Source organism: Pseudomonas sp. GW822-FHT04C11 (assembly GCF_058800905.1).
Window position 1 is genome coordinate 431,365 of sequence record NZ_JBXAMS010000003.1, and the last position, 22,656, is coordinate 454,020.

18 protein-coding genes are annotated in these 22,656 nt (G+C 59.0%); 7 read left to right on the forward strand and 11 right to left on the reverse strand.

The features are described 5' to 3' along the window. Window positions 1-50: 50 nt before the first annotated feature. From AC1RJ3_RS07530 to AC1RJ3_RS07575, 10 genes are all read right to left on the reverse strand, one after another. A complete protein-coding gene (locus AC1RJ3_RS07530; protein WP_103319633.1) occupies window positions 51-1,613 on the reverse strand; it encodes a SpoVR family protein in 1,563 nt (520 codons plus the stop codon). Continuing rightward, on the reverse strand, window positions 1,610-2,881 hold the full coding sequence (locus AC1RJ3_RS07535) for a YeaH/YhbH family protein (protein ID WP_054594316.1): 1,272 nt from the start codon (window positions 2,879-2,881) through the stop codon (window positions 1,610-1,612). Before AC1RJ3_RS07535 ends, AC1RJ3_RS07530 begins: the two co-directional genes overlap by 4 nt. 208 nt (window positions 2,882-3,089) lie before the next feature. Beyond that, window positions 3,090-5,012, reverse strand: coding sequence for a PrkA family serine protein kinase (locus AC1RJ3_RS07540; protein WP_054594315.1), 1,923 nt, complete (start codon window positions 5,010-5,012; stop codon window positions 3,090-3,092). A 287-nt stretch (window positions 5,013-5,299) separates the two neighbouring features. Continuing rightward, window positions 5,300-5,629 (reverse strand): thiosulfate sulfurtransferase GlpE, encoded by a 330-nt coding sequence (gene glpE / locus AC1RJ3_RS07545; protein WP_054594314.1) that lies wholly within the window; start codon window positions 5,627-5,629, stop codon window positions 5,300-5,302. A 33-nt stretch (window positions 5,630-5,662) separates the two neighbouring features. Beyond that, window positions 5,663-6,544 (reverse strand): symmetrical bis(5'-nucleosyl)-tetraphosphatase, encoded by an 882-nt coding sequence (locus AC1RJ3_RS07550; RefSeq protein ID WP_054594313.1) that lies wholly within the window; start codon window positions 6,542-6,544, stop codon window positions 5,663-5,665. After that, window positions 6,544-6,924, reverse strand: a complete 381-nt coding sequence (gene apaG, locus AC1RJ3_RS07555) for a Co2+/Mg2+ efflux protein ApaG (protein ID WP_054594312.1) — start codon at window positions 6,922-6,924, stop codon at window positions 6,544-6,546. The genes AC1RJ3_RS07550 and apaG overlap by 1 nt, the downstream gene beginning before the upstream one ends. 118 nt (window positions 6,925-7,042) lie before the next feature. After that, the gene (gene rsmA / locus AC1RJ3_RS07560; protein ID WP_103319640.1) at window positions 7,043-7,861 is read right to left on the reverse strand and encodes a 16S rRNA (adenine(1518)-N(6)/adenine(1519)-N(6))-dimethyltransferase RsmA; all 819 of its coding nucleotides are present in this window, start codon (window positions 7,859-7,861) and stop codon (window positions 7,043-7,045) included. After that, on the reverse strand, window positions 7,858-8,847 hold the full coding sequence (gene pdxA / locus AC1RJ3_RS07565; RefSeq protein WP_493078202.1) for a 4-hydroxythreonine-4-phosphate dehydrogenase PdxA: 990 nt from the start codon (window positions 8,845-8,847) through the stop codon (window positions 7,858-7,860). The genes rsmA and pdxA overlap by 4 nt, the downstream gene beginning before the upstream one ends. Then, window positions 8,844-10,166, reverse strand: coding sequence for a peptidylprolyl isomerase SurA (gene surA / locus AC1RJ3_RS07570; protein WP_173859940.1), 1,323 nt, complete (start codon window positions 10,164-10,166; stop codon window positions 8,844-8,846). The genes pdxA and surA overlap by 4 nt, the downstream gene beginning before the upstream one ends. Beyond that, window positions 10,141-12,963 carry an LPS-assembly protein LptD gene (locus tag AC1RJ3_RS07575; protein ID WP_493078204.1) on the reverse strand — a complete coding sequence of 941 codons (2,823 nt, stop codon included), beginning with the start codon at window positions 12,961-12,963 and terminating at the stop codon, window positions 10,141-10,143. Before AC1RJ3_RS07575 ends, surA begins: the two co-directional genes overlap by 26 nt. Before the next feature lie 130 nt (window positions 12,964-13,093). Between AC1RJ3_RS07575 and AC1RJ3_RS07580 the strand changes: the two genes are divergently transcribed. Genes AC1RJ3_RS07580 through AC1RJ3_RS07590 form a run of 3 tightly spaced genes read left to right on the forward strand, consistent with a single transcriptional unit; the run spans window position 13,094 to window position 15,556 of the window. Continuing rightward, window positions 13,094-14,119, forward strand: coding sequence for an aminoglycoside phosphotransferase family protein (locus AC1RJ3_RS07580; RefSeq protein ID WP_493078206.1), 1,026 nt, complete (start codon window positions 13,094-13,096; stop codon window positions 14,117-14,119). Beyond that, window positions 14,116-14,787 carry an N-acetylmuramate alpha-1-phosphate uridylyltransferase MurU gene (murU, locus tag AC1RJ3_RS07585; protein ID WP_489110682.1) on the forward strand — a complete coding sequence of 224 codons (672 nt, stop codon included), beginning with the start codon at window positions 14,116-14,118 and terminating at the stop codon, window positions 14,785-14,787. Before AC1RJ3_RS07580 ends, murU begins: the two co-directional genes overlap by 4 nt. Window position 14,788: 1 nt before the next feature. Beyond that, window positions 14,789-15,556, forward strand: coding sequence for a TerB family tellurite resistance protein (locus AC1RJ3_RS07590; RefSeq protein WP_054594306.1), 768 nt, complete (start codon window positions 14,789-14,791; stop codon window positions 15,554-15,556). Window positions 15,557-15,743: 187 nt separating this feature from the next. On the opposite strand, the gene AC1RJ3_RS07595 is transcribed toward AC1RJ3_RS07590, so the two are convergent. Next, a complete protein-coding gene (locus tag AC1RJ3_RS07595; RefSeq protein WP_493078209.1) occupies window positions 15,744-16,736 on the reverse strand; it encodes an alpha/beta hydrolase family protein in 993 nt (330 codons plus the stop codon). 74 nt (window positions 16,737-16,810) lie between these two features. Between AC1RJ3_RS07595 and AC1RJ3_RS07600 the strand changes: the two genes are divergently transcribed. From AC1RJ3_RS07600 to AC1RJ3_RS07615, 4 genes are all read left to right on the forward strand, one after another. Next, window positions 16,811-19,201 carry a PAS domain-containing sensor histidine kinase gene (locus tag AC1RJ3_RS07600; protein WP_493078211.1) on the forward strand — a complete coding sequence of 797 codons (2,391 nt, stop codon included), beginning with the start codon at window positions 16,811-16,813 and terminating at the stop codon, window positions 19,199-19,201. A gap of 83 nt (window positions 19,202-19,284) precedes the next feature. Continuing rightward, a complete protein-coding gene (locus AC1RJ3_RS07605; protein WP_054598191.1) occupies window positions 19,285-19,914 on the forward strand; it encodes a response regulator in 630 nt (209 codons plus the stop codon). Between the two features lie 430 nt (window positions 19,915-20,344). Next, window positions 20,345-21,469 carry an ABC transporter ATP-binding protein gene (locus AC1RJ3_RS07610; RefSeq protein WP_054594303.1) on the forward strand — a complete coding sequence of 375 codons (1,125 nt, stop codon included), beginning with the start codon at window positions 20,345-20,347 and terminating at the stop codon, window positions 21,467-21,469. Between the two features lie 47 nt (window positions 21,470-21,516). After that, window positions 21,517-22,557, forward strand: a complete 1,041-nt coding sequence (locus tag AC1RJ3_RS07615; RefSeq protein WP_123581184.1) for an ABC transporter substrate-binding protein — start codon at window positions 21,517-21,519, stop codon at window positions 22,555-22,557. Window positions 22,558-22,656 lie beyond the last annotated feature (99 nt).

The window sequence follows — 22,656 nt, forward strand, 5'->3', positions numbered from 1 at the left end:
TAGCCCGACAGGATAACCCTTGCGTCGAACTTTCGGAGGTCCGGCTGACATCAAAGATGAATGACGGCGAGGTCCATCCGGCCGTATTCGCCCTCGCTATGCTCGCCTTTTGGCGGGACATGATGGGTTTTCATTACCTGGTCACCTTGCAGGGTTTCCAGGTGAATATCGAAGCCCCAGAGGCGGTGCAGGTGCTTGAGCACTTCCTCGGTGGAGTCCCCGAGTGGTTTGCGATCATGTTGCTGATGGCGCAGTGTCAGCGAGCGGTCGCCGCGCCGGTCGATACTGTAGATCTGTATGTTCGGTTCGCGGTTACCCAGGTTGTACTGTGCTGCCAGGGTTTCACGAATGGTCCGATAGCCTTCTTCGTCATGAATGGCTGGCACCAGCAGGTCGTCTTTCTGGTCGTCATCGAGAATGCTGAACAGTTTCAGGTCACGAATCACTTTGGGTGACAGGTACTGCAGGATGAAGCTTTCGTCCTTGAAGCTGCTCATGGCGAACTTGATGCTCGACAGCCAGTCGGTCCCGGCGATTTCGGGGAACCAGCGGTAATCCTCTTCAGTAGGGGCTTCGCACATGCGCCGAATGTCGCGGTACATGGAAAAACCCAGGGTGTAGGGGTTGATGCCGTTGTAGTAAGGGCTGTCGAACCCGGGCTGGAAGACTACGCTGGTGTGAGAGGCCAGGAACTCCATCATGAAGCCGTCGGTCACCAGGCCCTCATCGTACAGGTCGTTCATCAGAGTGTAGTGCCAGAACGTCGCCCAGCCCTCGTTCATGACCTGAGTCTGACGCTGTGGATAAAAGTACTGCGCGATCTTGCGCACGATCCGTACGATTTCCCGTTGCCATGGCTCCAGCAGCGGGGCGTGCTTTTCGATGAAGTAGAGGATGTTCTCCTGCGGTTCTGCCGGAAAGCGTGCGTTGTCTTTCTCGTTGAACTTGTCTGCGCCTTTTGGAATGGTGCGCCACAGGTCGTTGATCTGCTTTTGCAGGTGTTCTTCACGATCCTTTTGCCGGCGTCGCTCTTCTTCCGCGGAAATCGGATAAGGACGTTTGTAGCGGTCGACACCGTAGTTCATCAGGGCATGACAGGAGTCGAGCAGGTCTTCCACGGCATCGATGCCATGGCGTTCTTCGCATTGCATGATGTACTGCTTGGCAAACACCAGGTAGTCGATGATCGAGCTGGCATCGGTCCAGGTGCGGAACAGGTAATTACCCTTGAAAAAGCTGTTGTGGCCGTAGCAGGCGTGGGCCACTACCAGTGCCTGCATGCAGATGGTGTTTTCTTCCATCAGGTAGGCGATGCACGGGTCCGAGTTGATCACGATCTCGTAGGCCAGTCCCATCTGGCCGCGACTGTAGGACTTCTCGGTGCTGAGGAAGTGTTTGCCATAGGACCAGTGGTGATAGCCCAGCGGCATGCCGACGGAGGCGTAGGCATCCATCATCTGCTCGGCGGTAATCACCTCGATCTGGTTGGGGTAGGTATCGAGCGCGTAGCGGGCCGCAAGACGACTGATTTCCCGGTCGTAGGCCTGGATCAGCTCGAACGTCCATTCGGAGCCTGTAGATATGGGTTGGCGCTTCTGCTCTTTGGCGGTCATGTCACTAACCTGCGCTGGAAGAGTTCACGGAAAACCGGATAGATATCCCCGGCCGAGACCAGTTGTTGCTGGGCAAACGTGTCGGAAAAGGCTTCGCTGATACGCTCGTATTCGTACCACAGGGCCTGGTGTTCGCGGGGGGTAATCTCCACATAAGTGTAGTACTGCACGAATGGCATGATCTGGTTGATCAGGATGTCTCGGCAGATCGGCGAGTCATCGTTCCAGTTGTCACCGTCGGAAGCTTGCGCGGCGTAAATGTTCCAGTCGTTGCTCGGATACCGTTCGGCCATGATCTCCTGCATCAGTTTCAGGGCGCTGGAAACGATGGTGCCGCCGGTTTCGCGAGAGTAGAAGAACTCTTCCTCATCGACTTCCCGGGCGCTGGTGTGGTGGCGGATGAACACCACATCGATTTTCTCGTAGTTACGCTTGAGGAACAGGTACAGCAGGATGAAGAACCGTTTGGCGATGTCCTTGGTGGCTTGGGTCATGGAGCCGGAAACGTCCATCAGGCAGAACATTACCGCCTTGGAGCTGGGGTTGGGCTGCTTGATCAGCAGGTTGTACTTGAGGTCGAAGGTGTCGAGAAACGGCACACGGTTGATGCGCGCGCTCAAGCGTTCGATTTCTGCCTCGATTTCCTGAATATCGCCGAAATTGTCTGGTTCTTCCTGTTTAAGTCGTGCCAGTTCCTCTTTTGCTACCCGCAGTTTCTCCCGGCTGCTGCCTGACAGTGCGATACGCCGAGCATGGGCCGAGCGCAGGGTGCGGATGATGTTGATCCGTGAAGGATTGCCTTCGTTGCTGATGCCGGCGCGCACGGTCTTGAAAGTATCAGTGCCGCTCAGGTTGCGCTTGACCAGGTTCGGCAGCTCCAGGTCCTCGAACATGAACTCGAGAAATTCTTCCTGGGTGATCTGGAACACAAACTCGTCCATGCCCTCGCCGGAGTTGCCGGCCTTGCCGGGGCCTCTGCCGCCGCCACCTCCCGGCGGACGAGCAATATGCTCGCCGCTGGTGAACTCCTTGTTGCCGGGATGTACGATGGTCTGCTTGCCGCCGCGACCATGGTGAAGCACTGGCTCGTCGATATCGCGGCCAGGAATGCTGATTTGCTCACCGTGCTCCATATCGGTAATGGAACGCCGGCTGACGGCCTCTTCGACGGCCTTCTTGATGTGATCACGGTAGCGCCGCAGAAACCGCTGACGGTTTACCGTGCTCTTGTTCTTGCCATTGAGACGTCGGTCGATCACATAGCTCATGACTGCTCCTTAGAAGCTGTCTTGAGAAATCGCGAGCAAGTCTGGCGGTAATGGGCGCGGGGCAGGAGGCGCGATCTTGCGCCTCCCGTACCACCTGCGCGTTGCCTGGACTTCGCTGCCGATTTCCAAACACCTTCCTGAAACCTGTGTAACAGAAATTTGTCATGCAGGCTTCGGGCTAACGACAACCGGTCTGACCGGCAGCGTATTACTGCGATTTCCTGACCCGCAGGTACCACTCGGAAAGCAGTCGTACCTGTTTGTCGGTGTAGCCGCGCTCGACCATCCGTGTAACGAAGTCGTTGTGTTTCTGCTGGTCCTCTTTGCTGGCCTTGGCGTTGAAACTGATGACCGGCAGCAGATCCTCGGTGTTCGAGAACATTTTTTTCTCGATGACCACCCGCAGCTTCTCGTAGCTGAGCCAGGTCGGATTCTTGCCGTTGTTGTTGGCCCGGGCACGCAGGACGAAGTTGACGATTTCGTTGCGGAAATCCTTCGGATTGCTGATACCCGCCGGTTTCTCGATTTTCTCCAGCTCTTCGTTGAGGGCTACGCGGTTGAGGATCTCGCCGGTTTCCGGATCGCGGTATTCCTGATCCTGAATCCAGAAGTCCGCGTAGAGCACATAGCGGTCGAAGATGTTTTGCCCGTATTCGCTGTAGGACTCCAGGTAGGCGGTCTGGATTTCCTTGCCGATGAACTCGATATAACGCGGCGCCAGGTACTCTTTCAGGAAGCGCAGATAGCGCTCGCGGGTTTCCGCCTGGAACTGCTCCTGTTCGATCTGTTGTTCCAGCACATAGAGCAGATGCACCGGGTTGGCGGCGATTTCATGCGGGTCGAAGTTGAAGACTTTCGACAGGATCTTGAAGGCAAACCGGGTCGAAAGACCGTTCATGCCTTCGTCAACGCCCGCGGTGTCGCGGTATTCCTGGATCGACTTGGCCTTCGGATCGGTGTCCTTGAGGTTTTCACCGTCATACACGCGCATTTTTGAGTAGATGTTCGAGTTTTCCGGCTCTTTGAGGCGCGAGAGCACCGTGAACTGAGCGAGCATCTTCAGGGTGTCGGGTGCGCAGTGGGCCTTGGCCAGGGAGCTGTTGAACAGCAGCTTGTCGTAGATCTTCACTTCGTCACTGACCCGCAGGCAATACGGTACTTTGACGATGTAGATCCGGTCGATGAAGGCTTCGTTGTTCTTGTTGTTGCGGAAGGTGTGCCACTCCGATTCGTTGGAGTGCGCGAGCAGGATCCCGGTGAACGGAATCGCGCCCAGGCCTTCGGTACTGTTGTAGTTGCCTTCCTGGGTGGCGGTCAGCAATGGGTGCAGCACCTTGATTGGTGCCTTGAACATTTCGACGAATTCCATCAGGCCCTGGTTGGAGCGGCAAAGTGCGCCCGAGTAGCTATAGGCGTCGGCGTCGTTCTGCGGGAACTCTTCCAGTTTGCGAATATCGACCTTGCCCACCAGCGCCGAGATGTCCTGGTTGTTTTCGTCACCTGGTTCGGTCTTGGCCACGGCGATCTGATTGAGGATCGACGGGTAGAGTTTGACCACCCGGAACTGGCTGATATCGCCTCCGAATTCGGCCAGGCGTTTGGTCGCCCAAGGCGACATGATGGTGTTCAGGTAGCGCCGCGGAATGCCGAAATCCTCTTCGAGGATTGCGCCGTCTTCGGTGGCGTTGAACAGCCCCAACGGAGACTCGAACACCGGAGAGCCCTTGATGGCATAGAAGGGCACTTTTTCGATCAGCTGTTTCAGCTTCTCGGCCAGGGATGACTTACCGCCACCGACGGGGCCGAGCAGGTAGAGGATCTGTTTCTTCTCTTCCAGGCCCTGAGCTGCGTGGCGGAAGTAGGAGACGATCTGGTCGATGCATTCTTCCATCCCGTGGAAGTCTTCAAAGGCCGGATACCGACGGATCACCTTGTTGGAAAAGATGCGCGACAGTCTCGAATTGGTCGAGGTGTCGAGCAACTCCGGTTCGCCGATGGCCAGCAGTAGTCGCTCGGCGGCGGACGCGTAGGCGCTACGGTCCTTTTTGCACAGTTCGAGATACTCCTGCAGAGTGAGCTCTTCCTGCCGTGTGGACTCGAAGCGTTGTTGGAAGTGGCTAAAGATACTCATGACGTCACCTCGCTCGATACGTGGAGCCGACGTCGGATCAATCAGTGGATGCTGGCAAGCAACTGAAAGTGCAGTTGCCTTTTACCCCCCTGAACACCTTCAAAGCTATCAACCCTGAAAGCTACTCCCGATGATCCGTGCGCCGGTGTACCGGCTCTCCCCTGTTTTGGATGGCCTGAGGCTAAGGATAGTTCGGAATCTGCAAGGTAAGGGGGGCAATGCGTAGTTTTGTTATGACTACCGTTCGTCAGCCCACGGCGGGCGTGGGCTGGAGCGTGTGAAAAAAATTATTCGGCAGTGCCTTGCGCTGTTTCCGAGGGATAAATCGTACGCCAAAGCTCGAATCCACCGTCCATGCTGTAGACGTCGGAAAAGCCCTGGCTGACCAGATATGCCGCAGCGCCCTGGCTGGAATTACCGTGATAGCAAACCACTACGGTCGGTGCGTCGAGGTCGGCGGCGGTGATGAATGCGTGCAGGGAATGATTATCCAGATGCTTCGATCCGCTGATGTGCAGTGCGGCAAAAGTTGCCGGATCGCGGACATCGACTACTACCGCGCCTTGTTCGCGCAATGCCTGGGCTTGTTCTGGGGGGATGCGTTTGAATTCGCTCATGGCGGGCTCCTGTGGCCTGACTGAAAGCGCAGCCTAGCGCTTGGCGCTGGCCGACAATAGTTCGGGGGTCGTTGGGGGGACATACGGCAAGGTGTGGCCCTGGGCATCGCATTTGCAATGCAGGCGCTCGCCGGTATCAACGTTCATCAAGGTCATCGAGCCACCCCAGACACAACCGCTGTCCAGGGCGAAGATGCCCGGTTCATTACATTTACCTTCGAGCGCGGCCCAGTGGCCGAAAATGATCTTCTTTCCGCGGGTCTTGCGTTGCTGGTGTGAGAACCAGGGGGCGTAACCGGGTAGCGCGCTATCGAGGCCTTCCTTGCTCTTGAGATCTAGCTTGCCGTCGCTGGTGCAAAAACGCATGCGAGTGAAGTAGTTGGTGATCACCCGCAGGCGGGCAGCACCTTTAAGGTCGCCGTCCCACTTAAGCGGTTCGTTGCCATACATGCCATCGAGGTAGGGCGCGATGCGGTTGTCGTCACGTAATGCTTCTTCGACTTCGGCGGCGCACTTCAAGGCTTTGCGCAGGGACCACTGCGGCGGTATACCGGCATGGACCAAGGCAATATCGCGTTGTTCGTCGTAGTGCATGAGCTTTTGCTGGCGCAGCCACTCAAGCAGGTCCTCGCGATCCGGGGCTTCGAGGATTTCACGCAGGGTGTCGGCTTTGCGCAAGCGTTCGATGTTGTAGCCGGCAGCCAGCAAGTGCAGGTCATGGTTGCCCAGTACGCACACCAGCGATTCGCGGATGCCATAGAGAAAGCGCAGGGTTTCCAGCGATTGCGGGCCGCGGTTGACCAGGTCGCCGACCAGCCACAGATGATCCGTTGCAGGGTCGAAGGCAACCCGCTTGAGCAGGCATTGCAGGGGCTCAAGGCAGCCTTGCAGGTCGCCGACGGCGTACGTCGCCATCAGTGCAGGGCTCCGGGCACCGCCAGGCGGAATGGCGCGATGATGGCGTCGAAGTGTTTACCGTCTTCAGCGAGCATTTGATAAGTCCCCTGCATGTTGCCAACGCGGGTAGTCATCACGGTGCCGCTGCTGTAGGTGTGGCTCTGGCCGACATCGATCAGCGGTTGCTGACCCACCACGCCTGCGCCGCGAACCTCTTCGACATGGCCGTCGCCATCGGTAATTACCCAGTGCCGCGAGAGCAACCTGGCCGGTAGCAGGCCGTTGTTATGTACGGTAATGGTGTAGGCAAAGGCAAAGCGGTTCTGCTCGGGTTGCGATTGTTCTGCCAGATAGCGGGTGACGACGCTGACGTCGACCTGATAGCGAGGATCGGACATGCAAGAGGCCTTAAAAGCTAAGCGGGGCGCGTAACTGATTGAGGTCAGTCTAGGCCAGGTACCGGGTAGTAAACCAGACTGGAAGGCTGGTGTCCTACCCGATAACGCTTCTGACCTGTCAGATGTCGGCAGGCTGCTCGGCGACTTGCTCGCTGAGCTTGTCAGCCAGACGGACGAAGGCCGCCAGATCGAGCTGCTCCGGGCGCAGGCTGCCATCGACGCCGGCGGCTTCGATTTCAGCATTGCTCAGCAGGGCCTTGAGGGTGTTGCGCAGGGTCTTGCGGCGCTGGTTGAAGGCTTCGCGAACGACGCGCTCCAGTAAGCGATGGTCTTTGGCCGGGTGCGGCAGCACGGCGTGCGGTACCAGGCGGACGATCGCCGAGTCGACTTTTGGTGGCGGGTTGAAGGCGCCAGGGCCGACGTTGAACAAGTGTTCGACTCGGCAGTGGTACTGAACCATGATCGACAGGCGACCCCAATCGCCACCGCCAGGACCTGCCGCCAGACGCTCGACCACTTCCTTTTGCAGCATGAAGTGCATGTCGCGGATGATGCCTGCGTTGTTCAGCAGGTGGAAAATCAGCGGCGTGGAGATGTTGTACGGCAGGTTACCGACGACGCGCAGGCTGTTGGGTGCGGCATTCAGGCTGTTGAAGTCGAACTTCAGTGCATCGCCCTGGTGCAGGTTGAAATTGCTCTTGCCGGCGAATTGCTGGTTGAGGATCGGGATCAGGTCCTTGTCCAGTTCAACCACGTCCAGTTGGGCGCCGCTATTGAGCAGGCCTTCGGTGAGCGCGCCCTGGCCCGGGCCGATTTCCAGCAGACGGTCATCGGGCTTGGCATGAATGGAGCGCAGGATGCGATCGATAACGCCAGCATCGTGCAGGAAGTTCTGGCCGAAACGCTTGCGCGCCCGGTGTTGGTAATGCTCGGTCATAAACAGGTCTCGGCCATCTGGTAGGCGGTTTCCAGGGCGACTTGCAGGCTGCCGGTGTCGATTTTTCCGCTGCCAGCCAGGTCCAGGGCGGTGCCGTGGTCGACTGACGTGCGGATGATCGGCAAGCCGAGGGTCACGTTGACTGCCGCGCCGAAGCCTTTGTATTTCAGCACAGGCAGGCCCTGGTCGTGGTACATCGCCAGCACCGCGTCGCAGTGCTCCAGATATTTGGGGGTAAACAGAGTGTCGGCGGGCAGGGGGCCACGCAGGTCCATGCCTTCAGCGCGCAGACGCTCCAGGGTTGGTTCAATGATGTCGATTTCTTCGTGGCCCAGGTGTCCGCCTTCGCCGGCGTGCGGGTTGAGTCCGCAAACGAGGATGCGTGGCCGGGCGATGCCGAACTTTTGTTGCAGGTCGGTGTGCAGAATCCGTGTAACCCGCTCCAGGCGTTCAGGGGTAATTGCATCGGCAATCTCCCGCAACGGCAGGTGCGTGGTAACCAGCGCGACTCGCAAGCCGCGTGTGGCGAGCATCATCACCACTTGAGGGGTGTGAGTCAGGTCTGCGAGGAACTCGGTGTGGCCGGAGAAGGCAATGCCCGACTCATTGATCACGCCCTTATGCACGGGGGCGGTGATCATTCCGGCGAAGTGCCCGTCCAGGCAGCCAACGCCTGCGCGGGTCAGGGTTTCCAGGACAAAGGCGGCATTGGCCTTGTCCAGTTGACCGGCAGTAACCGGTGCGCTGAGCGGAGTATCCCAGACATACAGGCTGTTGGCCGGCGCAGGAATGTCCGGCCAGCTGTCCGGTGTTACCGGCAGCAGATCAACGACCACGCCCAGCTGCGCGGCCCGCTCAAGGAGCAGGTCGCGGCTGGTAATGGCAATCAGGGGATGTGGCTGGGCTTGCGAGGCGAGTAGCAGGCACAGGTCAGGACCTATGCCGGCCGGCTCGCCGGGTGTCAGCGCAAAACGCTTGGGGTTCACTTCGCCGCCTGGTCGACGCCAGGGAGCTTGATTTCAACGTAGGCTTCGTCACGGATCTGACGCAACCAGGTTTGCAGCTCTTCGTCGTATTTGCGGTTACGCAGTACGGTCATGGCCTGCTGTTCACGGGCCTGGCTGGTGCTGTCGGTGGCGCGGCGGCCAAGGACTTCCAGAACGTGCCAGCCATATTGAGTCTTGAACGGCTTGGACAGCTGACCTTGTTGGGTCTTGGCCATTACTTCGCGGAATTCCGGCACCAGCGCGTTCGGGTCGATCCAGTTGAGGTCGCCGCCGTTAAGGGCAGAACCCGGGTCTTCCGAATAGCTTTTCGCCAGTTCAGCGAAGTCTTCGCCCGCAGAAATACGGGTGTAGAGCGATTGAGCCAGAGCCTTGGTTTTTTCTTCGTCGCGGATCGGGCTCGGTTTGACCAAAATATGGCGAACGTGTACTTCGTCACGCACCTGATTGCCGCCACCGCGTTTTTCCAACACTTTGAGGATGATGAAACCGCCCGGTGTACGTGCCGGTTGGGTGACATCGCCCACTGACATGGCGCTCAGCTCGCGGTCAAACGGAGGTGGCAGTTGAGCGGCTTTACGCCAGCCCATGTCGCCACCTTCCAGTGCGTTGTCGCTCGCGGATTTGGCGATGGCCAGTTGAGAGAAGTCAGCACCCTGCTTGAGCTGCTGATAGATCTCCATGGCCTGGCGCGCAGCGTTCTGAATCGCTTCCGAATTGGCGCTTTCCGGTGTCGGGATCAGGATGTTGGCCAGGTGCAGTTCTTCAGAGAGTTGCACTTTGCCCAGGTCGGAGGCGAGGAAGTTTTTCACTTCCTGCTCGGACACCTGAATCCGTTCGGCCACACGACGCTGACGAACGCGGCTGATGATCATCTCGCGACGGATCTGGTCACGAGCGTCGTCGTAAGACAGGCCGTCGTGAGTCAGTGCCGCACGGAACTGATCCACCGTCATGTTGTTGCGCTGGGCAATGGTGCCGACAGCCTGGTTCAGTTCTTCATCGCTAATGCGGATGCCAGAGCGTTCGCCAATCTGCAGTTGCAGGTTTTCGACGATCAGGCGTTCGAGCACCTGCTGTTCCAGCACGCTGGTTGGTGGTGTGCCGCCACCGCGCTTGGCGATGGTTTGCTGAACTTCATGAACCCGCTGGTCCAGCTGGCTCTGCATGACCACGTCGTTGTCGACGATAGCCACCACTTTGTCGATGGACTGTACCGCGGCGTTAGCCGCGGTACCCAGGAACAGCGCGCCCAGCAGCAGCGGGCGCAGACAATCAGAAAGCTTGGTCTTCACGTTCACGATAACCTTGAATGCCTTTGTCGAGGAAGCTCTCTACCTTGGTGCCAGTAACGCCACCGAGACCTTTCAGAACAATTTGGAGGAAGACGCCATGGTCGCCTTTTTCGTTTTGCGGGGCTTCTTGACTGAACTCGTCATATGACACCCAGTAACGGTTGATCAGGCGCAGTTTCCAGCAGCAGTTGTCGTACTCGAAACCACCGAAGGCTTCCAGGGTGCGGTTGCGGTTATAGTCGTACTGCCAGCGGCTGATGGCATTCCATTGCGGCACGACTGGCCAGATAACCGAGAAGTCGTGCTGTTTGATCTTGTAGTAATCCTTCACGAAACCAGGCGTGCCAGGGGTGCCATAGTCACCGCCACCCACAGTCCACTTACCAGTGGTCTGGTCATAACGGACCTGGTCATTGCGATAGCGATAACCGGCGTTGATGACTTTGTTCGGATTGTCTTCCGGCTGGTAGTGGAACATCGCGCTACCCGAGCGAGGTTTGCGGCTGTCCGGGTCCCAGTTGTAGTCGGCCGTGGTCCGCCAATCGCGGTTCCAGCGATATTCGTATTCCAGAGCGTACGGCGAGACGTTGGAGTGCGCATCGGCGCGGGTTCTTGCATCGATGCCTGGCAACTGGACTTCGCGGTCCTTGAAGTACATGGCCTGGCCAACGCTGATGCGTTGACGTTCGAAACCGTTGTCTTCGATCCAGCGGTTGGTCACGCCCAGCGACAGTTTGTTTTCGTCACCGACACGGTCGGAGCCGGTGAAGCGGTTATCGCGGAACAGCGACGCGTAGTTGAACGTGCTTTCGCTGGTGTCGAAAATCGGGATGTCAGACTGGTCTTTCTCGGGTACATAAAGATAGTACAGGCGAGGTTCCAGGGTCTGGCGATAGTTCTTGCCGAACCATTGGGTGTTACGGTCGAAGTACAGGCCGCTGTCGATGCTCGCGATAGGCACGCCGCGGTTCTGATTGCGGCTGTAGGTGCCGTTCAGGCGATCTCCTTCCGTGCCCTGGTTGGCTATATCAGTTTTACCTTTGCTATCCAGATCAAGGTCGTACTGAGTGTATTGATACTTGAGTGTTGGCTTAAGGAAACCATAAGTCCAGTTCAGCGGTAGACTGACATTGGGCGCCAGGTTGAGGCGGTTGCCGTTGGCGCGCGCAAGGCCGCTGACGTTTCTATCTAGGCGAAAAGTGGGGTTTCCATTTGCGTCTGTCGAAACGCCATTTTCGTCGGTGTAAATGCCGTTCTGTAGGCTCCGCTCAAACCGCACGGCTTCTGTTTCGTAGGCGAAGTTCAGCCCGCCTGGATGTTGCGGCAGGTAACCATTGAAGGTGATCTGGGGCAGGCGGTTGTACGGCGTAATGTTGGCGATCGTTGCCAGCTGATATGCCTGAGCATTCACGCGGGCGGTATAGGTATCGCCACGGTAGGTGACCGCACCTTGCTGATTCACGAAGTCGCGGCTTTGAACGCCTATCTGATCGGATTGCAGATCCTGGAAGTAATACGGGTCACTGATTTTGGTGTAGTCGACCTCGGTCATTACCCGCGAATCCAGCCCGCCTTTGTGCTGCCAGTTGAGCATGTAGCGGGTTTTTTCGTAGTCGGACTGCAACTTGCGTTCAGTGTCATCATCGTTGAGGTACGCGGCGCCGAACTGACCTTCGCTGGACTTGGTCAGGTAGCGGAACTCGCCTTCCATCAACAGGCCGCGCTTGCTCATATAGCGCGGGTACACCGTGGCATCGTAGTTCGGTGCCAGGTTGAAGTAGTACGGTGTAACCAGCATGAAGCCGGTTTTGGTGCTGGTGCTGAAGCTTGGCGGCAGGAAGCCGGACTGGCGACGGTTATCGATCGGGAAATAGATATACGGGGTGTAGAACACCGGAATGTCCTTGACCCGCAGTGTCACGTTGGTCCCGGTACCGAAACCGGTCGCCGGGTTCAAGGTGATGTTGTTGCCCTTGAGCTGCCAGGCGTTGCTGTTCGGTTCGCACGTGGTGTACGTACCATCCTTGAGGCGGATGATCGCGTTCTCGGCGCGTTTCGCATACAGCGCGCTGCCGCGAACACGGGATTTGTGCATCACGTATTCGGCGTTGTCGACTTGGGCTTCACCGGTATCGAGCTGTACGTCAGCGTGGTCGCCGACGATCAGGGCTCCGTTATCGCGCAGGCGAACGTTACCGCTCAGCTCGCCACGGTTTTCGGCTTGATGGAGGCTGGCCTCATCGGCCTCGACCTGCATGCTGCCCTGGCGCATGACCACGTCACCGGCGAGGGTCGCCACCTGTTCTTCCTGCTGATAGCGGGAGGCTTTGGCGCCGATAAAGGTCGGGGCGTCACTTTTATTCGTCGTGTCATTCATGCCAGGACGAATTGGTTCGATATAGGAACCAGAGCAATAAGGACCTGTTTCAGCCAATTGGGCAGCGGTGAGCTTCTCACGCGGGACCCAGTCGAGGTGGCTGTAGTCGGCGCTACGCGACTTCAGGGCGCGGCCCTTGGCTTCGGTGACCAGCACAGGCTTGTTGGCGGTTTCGCCACCTGCAGTGCTGCTCTCGGCCGTTGACTCGTTACCCGAACTGACCGCGCTGCCCTCATGTACAGGGCGCGGTGGTAATTGGGCTGCGTTGGCTTTTGGCGCGCAGTCCCAGGCACCCGAAGCAGAGACTGAGCAGTCATACTGTTCCGCGGCGACCACGAACGAAGTGGCTAGAGGTTGCAGGGCCAGCAAACTGCCGGTAACCAACAACGGAAATTTTTTACGAAACGCGGGGGATTTCAATGCCATCTTATTAGTCCGGGCTTCCTGCGTGCCATCTGCCCGCGGTGTGGGCCGCACGCCTCTCGATGGTCTGAAAAAGATGCTGGATAATAAAGCATGACCCGCTTGACGGCTAGCGCCGTCGGAGACCCTTGTAATGCCTGACCAAGATGTACGCTTGCAACACCTGAAAGTTTGGCTCGATGAGCAATTGGCAACGCTGTTTGCCGAGCAAGGATGGGGCTCCGTCCCCCCGGCCACATTGACCGCGGCCAGCAGCGACGCGAGTTTCCGCCGTTACTTCCGTTGGGAAGGTGATGGTAGAAGCTTCGTCGTGATGGATGCTCCACCGCCCCAGGAAAACTGCAAACCCTTCGTGGATATCGCCTTTTTACTGGCGAAATCCGGAATTAACGTGCCAAAAATCTACGCACAAGACCTTGAACGCGGTTTTCTTTTGCTCAATGACCTGGGCAACAAGACCTATCTGGACGTGATCGACAACGAAAATGCCGACGATTTGTTCAAGGATGCCTTGCAAGCGTTACTGGCTTTTCAGCAGTTGCCGATGGATGCGCCACTGCCCAGCTATGACGTGGCACTGTTGCGCCGCGAACTGGAACTGTTCCCCGAGTGGTACGTGAAGCGCGAGCTGGGCATCGAGTTCGATCCGGCGCAGCAAATGCTCTGGCAACAAGTCAGCGACAAGCTGATCGACAGTGCCCTGGCTCAGCCCAAAGTGCTAGTGCATCGCGACTACATGCCACGCAACCTGATGCTCAGCGAGCCAAACCCCGGCGTGCTGGATTTCCAGGACGCGGTGTACGGGCCGGTGACTTATGACGTGACGTGCCTGTTCAAGGACGCCTTCCTCAGCTGGCCCGAGGAGCGTGTGCATGGTTGGTTGGCGGACTACTGGCAACAAGCGGCTGCGCTCGGTATTCCGGTTCAGCCTGATTTCGAAGACTTTCTGCGTGCCAGTGACCTGATGGGTGTGCAGCGTCACCTGAAGGTGATCGGCATTTTCGCCCGCATCTGCCATCGCGACGGCAAGCCGCGCTACCTCGGCGACGTGCCGCGCTTCTTTGCTTATATAGAAGCAGTGATCGCCCGTCGCCCTGAGCTGGTGGAACTGGATGTGTTGCTGGCCAGTCTGCGCCAGTCGGTCGGAGTGACTGCATGAAGGCAATGATTCTGGCGGCCGGTAAAGGCGAGCGCATGCGCCCACTGACCCTGACCACACCCAAGCCGCTGGTGCGCGTTGGCGGGGTGCCGCTGATCGAGTACCACCTGCGAGCGCTGGCGGCGGCAGGTTTCAGCGAGGTGGTGATCAATCACGCATGGCTGGGACAGCAGATCGAAGATTACCTGGGCGATGGATCGCGTTATGGCCTGAGCATCCAGTACTCGCCGGAAGGTGAGCCGCTGGAAACGGGCGGCGGGATCTTCCGTGCCTTGCCGCTCCTCGGTGATGAGGCCTTTGTGGTGGTCAACGGTGATATCTGGACCGATTACGACTTCACGGCATTGCGTCAGCCGATGGCGGGCCTGGCCCATCTGGTACTGGTCGACAACCCGGACCATCACCCGAGCGGCGATTTCAGTCTGGTCGATGGTCAAGTGCGGGACGGCCAGCCAGGTACGCAAACGCTCACCTACAGTGGCATCGCGGTGCTGCATCCGAAGCTCTTCGCGGCGTGCGCGGACGGCGCCTTCAAACTGGCTCCGTTGTTGCGCGACGCCATGGCGCAAGGGCAGGTGAGTGGCGAGCAACTGCGTGGGCACTGGATCGATGTCGGCACGCATGAGCGTCTGGCGCAGGTCGAACACTTGATAGAAGCGAGCTACTGATATGTTGTGGCCAGGGACTCTGATCGGAGCCGGAGCGGGCTTTGCGATAGCCAGCATTCCGGGGGCCATACTCGGTGCATTGTTGGGGCAGGCGCTGGATCGGCGCTTGCAGGTGCAAAGCCTCGGGCAGTTGCGTGAGCGACTCGGCGGTCGGCCGATGTTGCGTAACGATGAATTACTGTTTGTATTGCTGGGACGCCTGGCCAAGAGCGATGGCCGGGTGGTGGATGGTCATATCCACCAGGCGCGTCAGGAAATGCGTTCGCTGGACATGAGCGAATCGGCGCAGAAACGTGCAATCGCGGCGTTCAATCGTGGCAAGTCGGGGCATGATCACTTGCGCAGCTACCTGCGCCGTTTAAGCGCGCAGCCGCATGCCGCCGAAGGTGTGTTGCGCGCCTGTTGGCGGATGGTCTGGGCCGACGGGCGTGCCGGAAGCGCGGAGTTTGAGCTGATTTTGCAGTGGGGCAAGTGGCTGGGGTGGACGCCGGAGCAGGTGCATGCCCTGGCCAGTGATTACGAGCCGCACAAAAAAACACTGGTAAACAGTGCCGCGGCTTATCAGGAGGCGCTGCGGGTGCTCGGGGTGTCAGCCACCAGTGAGCCGTCGCAAATCAAGCGTGCGTATCGACGTTTGCTCAGTCGCCATCACCCGGACAAGATTGCCGGCACAGGGGCGACTCCTTCCCAGGTGCGCGAAGCGACTGACAAGACTCGCGAGTTGCATAACGCTTATAAGTTGATACGCGAGCGGCGGGATTTTCGTTAACGGCTAATGGAGGGAAAACCCTGTGGCGAGGGAGCTTGCTCCCGCTGGGGCGCGAAGCGGCCCCAAAACGACCACCGCATTCCGTCAGGGATACCCAATGCGCAGAGTTTGCGACGGCTGCGCAGTCGAGCGGGAGCAAGCTCCCTCGCCACAGTTATAGGTCAGACGATAAATCTGTATCCGCCGATCAACTCCCGGTGTTCTGCGGATTCAACCAGCCGCGCACACGGCGGAACAATTGCTCCTGTTCGGCAGCACTATTACCCGGCAAAGTCTTGAGCGCCAGCTGACTGAACGTCGAGGCCTTCAGGCGTTTGCTGGCCTGCAAACGCTCCAGGGCAGCGCTCTGCACCAGCGCCTTGTCCTTGTAGTAGATGTCAAAGGTCGCCAGCTTCAAGGTGGTGGTCAACTCCGCCAGTCCGGGTTTCACTGTCACGGGTGTCTGCGCGGCGACCATCACGAATTTCGCGACTTGCGACGGTTGTTTTTCGCTCAGGTAGCGCGCGGCCCAATAAGCCCCTGTACCGTGACCGAGCAAGACGATGCTGCGAGCATTTTGTTGTTCGGCGAACGCAATGGCTGCGTCGATCCGTGCGTAGATCCGCTCGGCGTCAGCCTTGGCTTGCTCTTCGCCGGTCTCGGCAACCGCGCGATCGGCGATATCTCCTTCACCGCCGGCCACTTGCTCGATGGGGGCCGCAGTGCTGGCGTCTTTGCTGCCGGTCTCGGGTTTGGCAGGCGCGGGTGCGACATTGACGACGCGCGCTTGCGGGGCATTGCTTTGCAGGTCTGGCAGAGTAAGACTCAGGCTGCCCCAGTCAGCATCCGGTAGTTTTTGCCGCAAGGGACTGATCGCTTGAGGCCAATCAGCGGTTTCTCCAGCGCCGGGGATGATAATCACCGCACCTTTTGGGGTGCTGGTATTGGCCGGTTTCCACAGCGCGAGAAAGCTGTCACTGCCGGCCTGCAACGACTGTTGCTCTTGCGCGGGGACCGTTCGTTCGAGAGCGACGGCTTCTTCCTGGCTACGCTCTGGCAGAGGCTGGCGTTCGGCCGGTTTTGCTTCGGCGGGTTTTTCCGCGGTAGCGGATGCCGGGGCGGCAGCCTGAGCTGAAAAGGCACAAGGCAGGATCAGCGACAGGCACAATGCTGGCAGTGCCAAGCGGTAGACAGGGGGCATCGGATATTCCAGGCCAGAAGTAATCCCGGCAGCCTAATGGGTTGGTCAGTATTTGTCAGTGTGTGAGACTTCGGATGATGCGTTTTCGCTGCCTGTTGGTTATCGGCTGTTGCTGGCTTCCCTTGATGGCATGGGCGGCACCGGCGTTGCCTGCGCATGGTGCGCCGTTGAGCGTCGAGCAGCGCCAGTGGCTCGCTGAGCACAGCGAACTGCGCGTGGGTGTGGTACTGCAAGCACCTTTTGCACAGTACGACCGGCGCTTGCAGCGGTTGTCCGGAGCCAATATCGAATTGATGCAGTGGCTGGCCCGCTCGCTGAATATCGAGTTCTCGTGGCGCCACTTTCCTGATGTCGCGCAACTGGAAGAAGCCGTGCGCGAAGGTGAAGTCGACCTCGCGCCGGGTATGACCCAAACCCCCGCCGGCTTGCGTCTATGGCAATTCAGCGACCCGTACATGCGTGTGCCGCAACTGGTGGTTGGCGAACAGAAGGGCGCCGGTGCCATCGAACTGGAGAAACTCGACAGCCTCTCGCGGGTCGCTGTACGCATGCCGGGTGCGATTGCCGACTATCTACGCAACACATACGGCAATCTCAACTTGCAAGGCGTGCCGACGGAGCGTGAGGCACTGCAACTGCTGCTGGCTCAACAGGCCCGCTACGCTGTCGTTGATGAAGCCCAACTCAGCCGTTTGTCGATCGAACCCGAATTCTCCGGGTTGGTGGTGGTCGGCGATATTGGCCTGCCGCAATTGCTACGGGTGGCGACCCGCCGCGACTGGCCGGAGTTGGCCGGCATCGTCGAAAGCGCCTTGCATGCGATTCCCGCCAAGGATCTTGAGCAGTTGCACGCGAGCTGGCTGCAACCCAAATACCCGCGCCTGACCGAGTCGCCGGGGTTCTGGCAAAACCTTTGCCTGTTGTTGGCTGTGTTGTTCCTCAGCAGCATGGCCATCGTGCTGTGGCAGCGCCGTCAGCAACATACCCTTGAGCAGCGTTTACTGGCGGCCCGCGAAGACATTGCCCTGCGCGAGGCCAGCGAAGAAGCGTTGCGCCTGACGCAGTTTTCGATTGATCAAAGCACGGTCGGGATCCTCTGGGTCAATTGGGACAGTCATGTGCGTTACGCCAACCGTGCGGCGGAGGCGATGCTCGGTTATGCACCGGGTGGCGTCATTGATCGGCCACTGATCGACTTCGAGCCCGGGTTGCACATGGACCGTTGGTTGAGCCTGTGGAAGAGTGCCCGGGCCAGCGAAGACGCGCCACAAAGTTTCGAAACCAACTGCGTGCGCGCCGATGGCAGCATTTTGCCGGCCGACGTGTCGTTGAGTTTTCTGCGGTTTCGCGACAGCGAGTATCTGGTCGTTTACCTCAACGACGTTACCGAGCGCCGTCGGGCGTTGGCTGCCTTGCAGGAAAGCGAAGCCCGGTTGCAGGGGATTGCCGCCAACGTGCCGGGCCTGGTCTTTCGCCTGGAACGGGCACCGGTGACCGGGCAAATCGACTTTGCCTACATCAGCGAGGGCAGCGAGAGCCTGGTGGGCTATTCACCGGCAACCTTGAGCCGTCGCGACATGGGCCTGCGCAGTCTGGTGCATCCGGATGACAAGGCGAGTTATCACCAGACCCAGGATCACGCATTGGACACCGACAGTGACTGGTCGTGGCAAGGCCGGATTCTCACTCGCCAGGGCGAGCAGCGCTGGGCCGAGATCAAGGCCATCACGCGTCGGCTCGACGATGGCGCATTTGTCTGGGACGGGATTGTCTGGGACATCAGCGAGAGCAAACGCATCGAGCTGGAACTGGCCAGCTCCCGCGAGCAATTGCGTGAACTGTCTGCGCACCTGGAAAGCGTGCGGGAAGAGGAAAAGGCCCGGATTGCCCGTGAAGTCCACGATGAGTTGGGTCAGATGCTGACGGTGCTGAAGCTGGAAACCTCGATGTGCGAATTGGCCTACGCCGAACTCGATCCGGGCTTGAGTGAGCGTCTCAACAGCATGAAACGCCTGATCGCCCAACTGTTCCAGCTGGTACGGGACGTGGCCACGGCCTTGCGCCCGCCGATTCTCGATGCCGGGATCGCGTCTGCCATCGAGTGGCAGGCCCGGCGTTTCGAAGCGCGCACGCAGATCCCGTGTCTGGTGCAAGTGCCGGATAACCTGCCGACCCTCAGCGACGCCAAGGCTATCGGTCTGTTCCGGATTCTTCAGGAGGCGCTGACCAATGTCATGCGCCATGCGCAGGCGCATACTGTTGAACTGACACTGGTGCAGGAAGGCGACGAGTTGTGCCTGACGGTCAGCGATGATGGCGTAGGCTTTGTCGCCCCCGAAGGCAGGCCGACTTCCTTCGGGGTGGTCGGCATGCGTGAGCGGGTGCTGATCATGGGCGGCCAGTTGTCGCTGGAGAGTGAGCCGGGCGAGGGCACGACCCTGTGCGTATGTGTGCCGCTGGATTGATGAAAGATCGGGGCGTCCCTCTGTAGGAGTTGCCGCAGGCTGCGATCTTTAACGGCGCTCAACCCATCAATGAGGAGAAAAGCGTGATCCGTGTACTGGTAGCCGAAGACCACACCATCGTCCGTGAAGGCATCAAACAGTTGATCGGCCTCGCCAAGGATTTGCTGGTGGTGGGGGAGGCGAGCAATGGCGAGCAACTGCTCGAGACCTTGCGCCACATTCCCTGCGAGGTGGTGTTGCTGGATATCTCCATGCCCGGGGTTAACGGGCTGGAGGCGATTCCGCGGATTCGCGCACTGAACAATCCGCCAGCGATCCTGGTGCTGTCGATGCACGACGAGGCGCAAATGGCGGCTCGTGCACTGAAGGTCGGCGCTGCCGGTTATGCCACCAAGGACAGCGATCCGGCGTTGCTGCTGACGGCGATTCGCAAGGTCGCGGCAGGCGGGCGTTACATCGATCCGGAACTGGCGGACCGAATGGTTTTCGAGGTCGGCCTGACGGATTCGCGGCCGCTGCATTCATTGCTCTCGGAGCGCGAGTTTTCGGTGTTCGAGCGCTTGGCCCAGGGTGCCAACGTCAATGAGATCGCCCAGCAACTGGCGTTGAGCAGCAAAACCATCAGCACCCACAAGGCGCGGCTGATGCAGAAACTCAACATCACCTCCCTCGCCGAACTGGTGAAGTACGCGATGGAGCACAAGCTCCTCTGACACCACCCCTGATCTGCGTCCACCACACACTCGTAGCAGCTGGCGAAGCCTGCGTTCGGCTGCGCAGCAGTCGTAATCCGGTTAACGCGATCTGCCTGAAAGAAAGCGGTTGCAGGATTTGCGACGGCTTCGTCCGAACGCGGCCCGCACCGAACGCAGGCTTCGCCAGCTGCTACAGGAACGTGTTGGCATGTCCATTTGCGACATGATGAAAAGCCCGACCCCAGCGGCTTTTGTGGCTTGCAGCCTGGTGCTGGCCACTATCGTTTATCGACATACCCAATCCCGCCATCCTTGTAGGGCAATCCCTACACCCAACCTTCCATCCGGCTGAGGCGATTCTCTCCTGCACCCCGATTTGCGCGGTCTGCAGGCTCCACTAGGCTTAGTCCTCAGCAGTCCTACATATAAAGAATACAAAGGTGCAGGTATGAGCGAGGTCGATTCAAGCGCTGGAGCGAATGATGTTCTGGTCAGCTTTCGTGGAGTGCAAAAGAGCTACGACGGCGAGAACCTGATCGTCAAAGACCTCAACCTGGAGATTCGCAAAGGCGAATTCCTCACCTTGCTCGGGCCGTCCGGCTCCGGCAAGACCACCAGTCTGATGATGCTCGCCGGTTTCGAAACGCCGACTGCCGGCGAAATCCTGCTGGCCGGACGTGCGATCAACAACGTGCCGCCGCACAAGCGCGACATCGGCATGGTGTTCCAGAACTATGCATTGTTCCCGCACATGACCGTGGCCGAGAACCTCGCGTTCCCGCTGACTGTTCGTGGCCTGAACAAAAGCGACGTCAGTGACCGGGTCAAGCGCGTGCTGAGCATGGTTCAGCTCGATGCGTTCGCTCAGCGTTATCCGGCGCAACTTTCCGGTGGTCAGCAACAGCGTGTGGCCTTGGCCCGGGCGCTGGTGTTCGAGCCGCAACTGGTGCTGATGGACGAACCGCTGGGTGCACTGGATAAACAGCTGCGTGAACACATGCAGATGGAGATCAAGCACCTGCACCAGCGCCTCGGCGTGACCGTGGTCTACGTGACCCACGACCAGGGTGAAGCCCTGACCATGTCCGATCGCGTGGCGGTCTTCCATCAAGGCGAAATCCAGCAGATCGCGCCACCGCGCGAACTCTATGAAAAGCCGAAAAATACCTTCGTCGCCAACTTTATCGGCGAAAACAACCGTCTCAACGGCCGTTTGCACAGCCACACCGGCGACCGCTGCGTGGTTGAGCTGGGGCGTGGTGAAAAGGTCGAGGCGCTGGCGGTGAATGTCGGCAAGACCGGCGAGCCAGTGACGCTGTCCATTCGTCCGGAGCGCGTGAGCCTTAACGGTTCCAGCGAATCGTGCGTCAACCGCTTCTCGGGAAGGGTGGCGGAATTCATCTATCTGGGCGACCACGTCCGTGTTCGCCTGGAAGTCTGCGGCAAGACCGACTTCTTCGTGAAACAGCCGATCGCCGAGCTCGATCCGGCGCTGGCGGTCGGAGACGTGGTACCGCTTGGCTGGCAGGTCGAACACGTTCGCGCGCTCGACCCACTTCTAGAGGCGAACTGATCGCCCCCGCTTCACCAACACCAACCCGCACGTGGAGAGAACAATAAATGTTGAGATCCCTGAAACTCACAGCACTGGCACTTGGCATGATGGGCGCGGCCCATGCAATGGCCGGCCCCGACCTGACCGTGGTGTCGTTTGGCGGCGCGAACAAGGCGGCGCAGGTCAAGGCCTTCTACGCACCGTGGGAAGCCGCGGGCAACGGCAAGATTGTCGCCGGTGAATACAACGGTGAGATGGCCAAGGTCAAAGCCATGGTCGATACCAAGAGCGTGTCCTGGGATCTGGTAGAGGTTGAATCGCCAGAACTGTCCCGTGGTTGTGACGAAGACATGTTCGAGCCGCTTGACCCGGCACTGTTCGGCAAGTCCGAAGACTACGTGAAGGGTGCCATCCAGCCATGCGGCGTGGGCTTCTTCGTGTGGTCGACCGTGTTGGCCTACAACGCCGACAAACTGGCAAGCGCTCCGACCAGTTGGGTGGATTTCTGGGACACCAAGAAATTCCCGGGCAAACGTGGCCTGCGTAAAGGCGCCAAGTACACCCTGGAATTCGCCTTGATGGCCGACGGCGTTGCGCCGAAAGACGTCTACAAAGTGCTGGCCAGCAAGGACGGTCAGGACCGCGCCTTCAAGAAACTCGATGAGCTCAAGCCAAGCATCCAATGGTGGGAAGCCGGCGCTCAGCCGCCGCAGTACCTGGCTTCCGGCGACGTGGTCATGAGCTCGGCCTATAACGGCCGGATCGCTGCCGTGCAGAAAGAAAGCAACCTGAAAGTGGTATGGAACGGCGGCATCTACGACTTCGACGCCTGGGCGATTCCAAAAGGCCTGGATAAAACCCGCGCCGCCGCCGCGAAGAAATTCATCGCGTACTCGGTCATGCCGCAACAGCAGAAAACCTACTCGGAAAACATCGCCTACGGCCCGGCCAATATCCAAGCCGTACCGCTGTTGTCCAAAGAGATTCTGAAAGACATGCCGACCACCCCGGAAAACATCGCCAACCAGGTGCAGATCGACGTCAGCTTCTGGGCTGACAACGGTGAGCAACTGGAACAGCGCTTCAACTCGTGGGCTGCGAAGTAAGCACAACCTGCGAAGGTGGGTTCGCCCACCTGTGGGAGTGGATTTGTGGTGAGGGGGCTTGCCCCCGTTGGGTCGCGAAGCGGCCCTGAAACCTGCAAT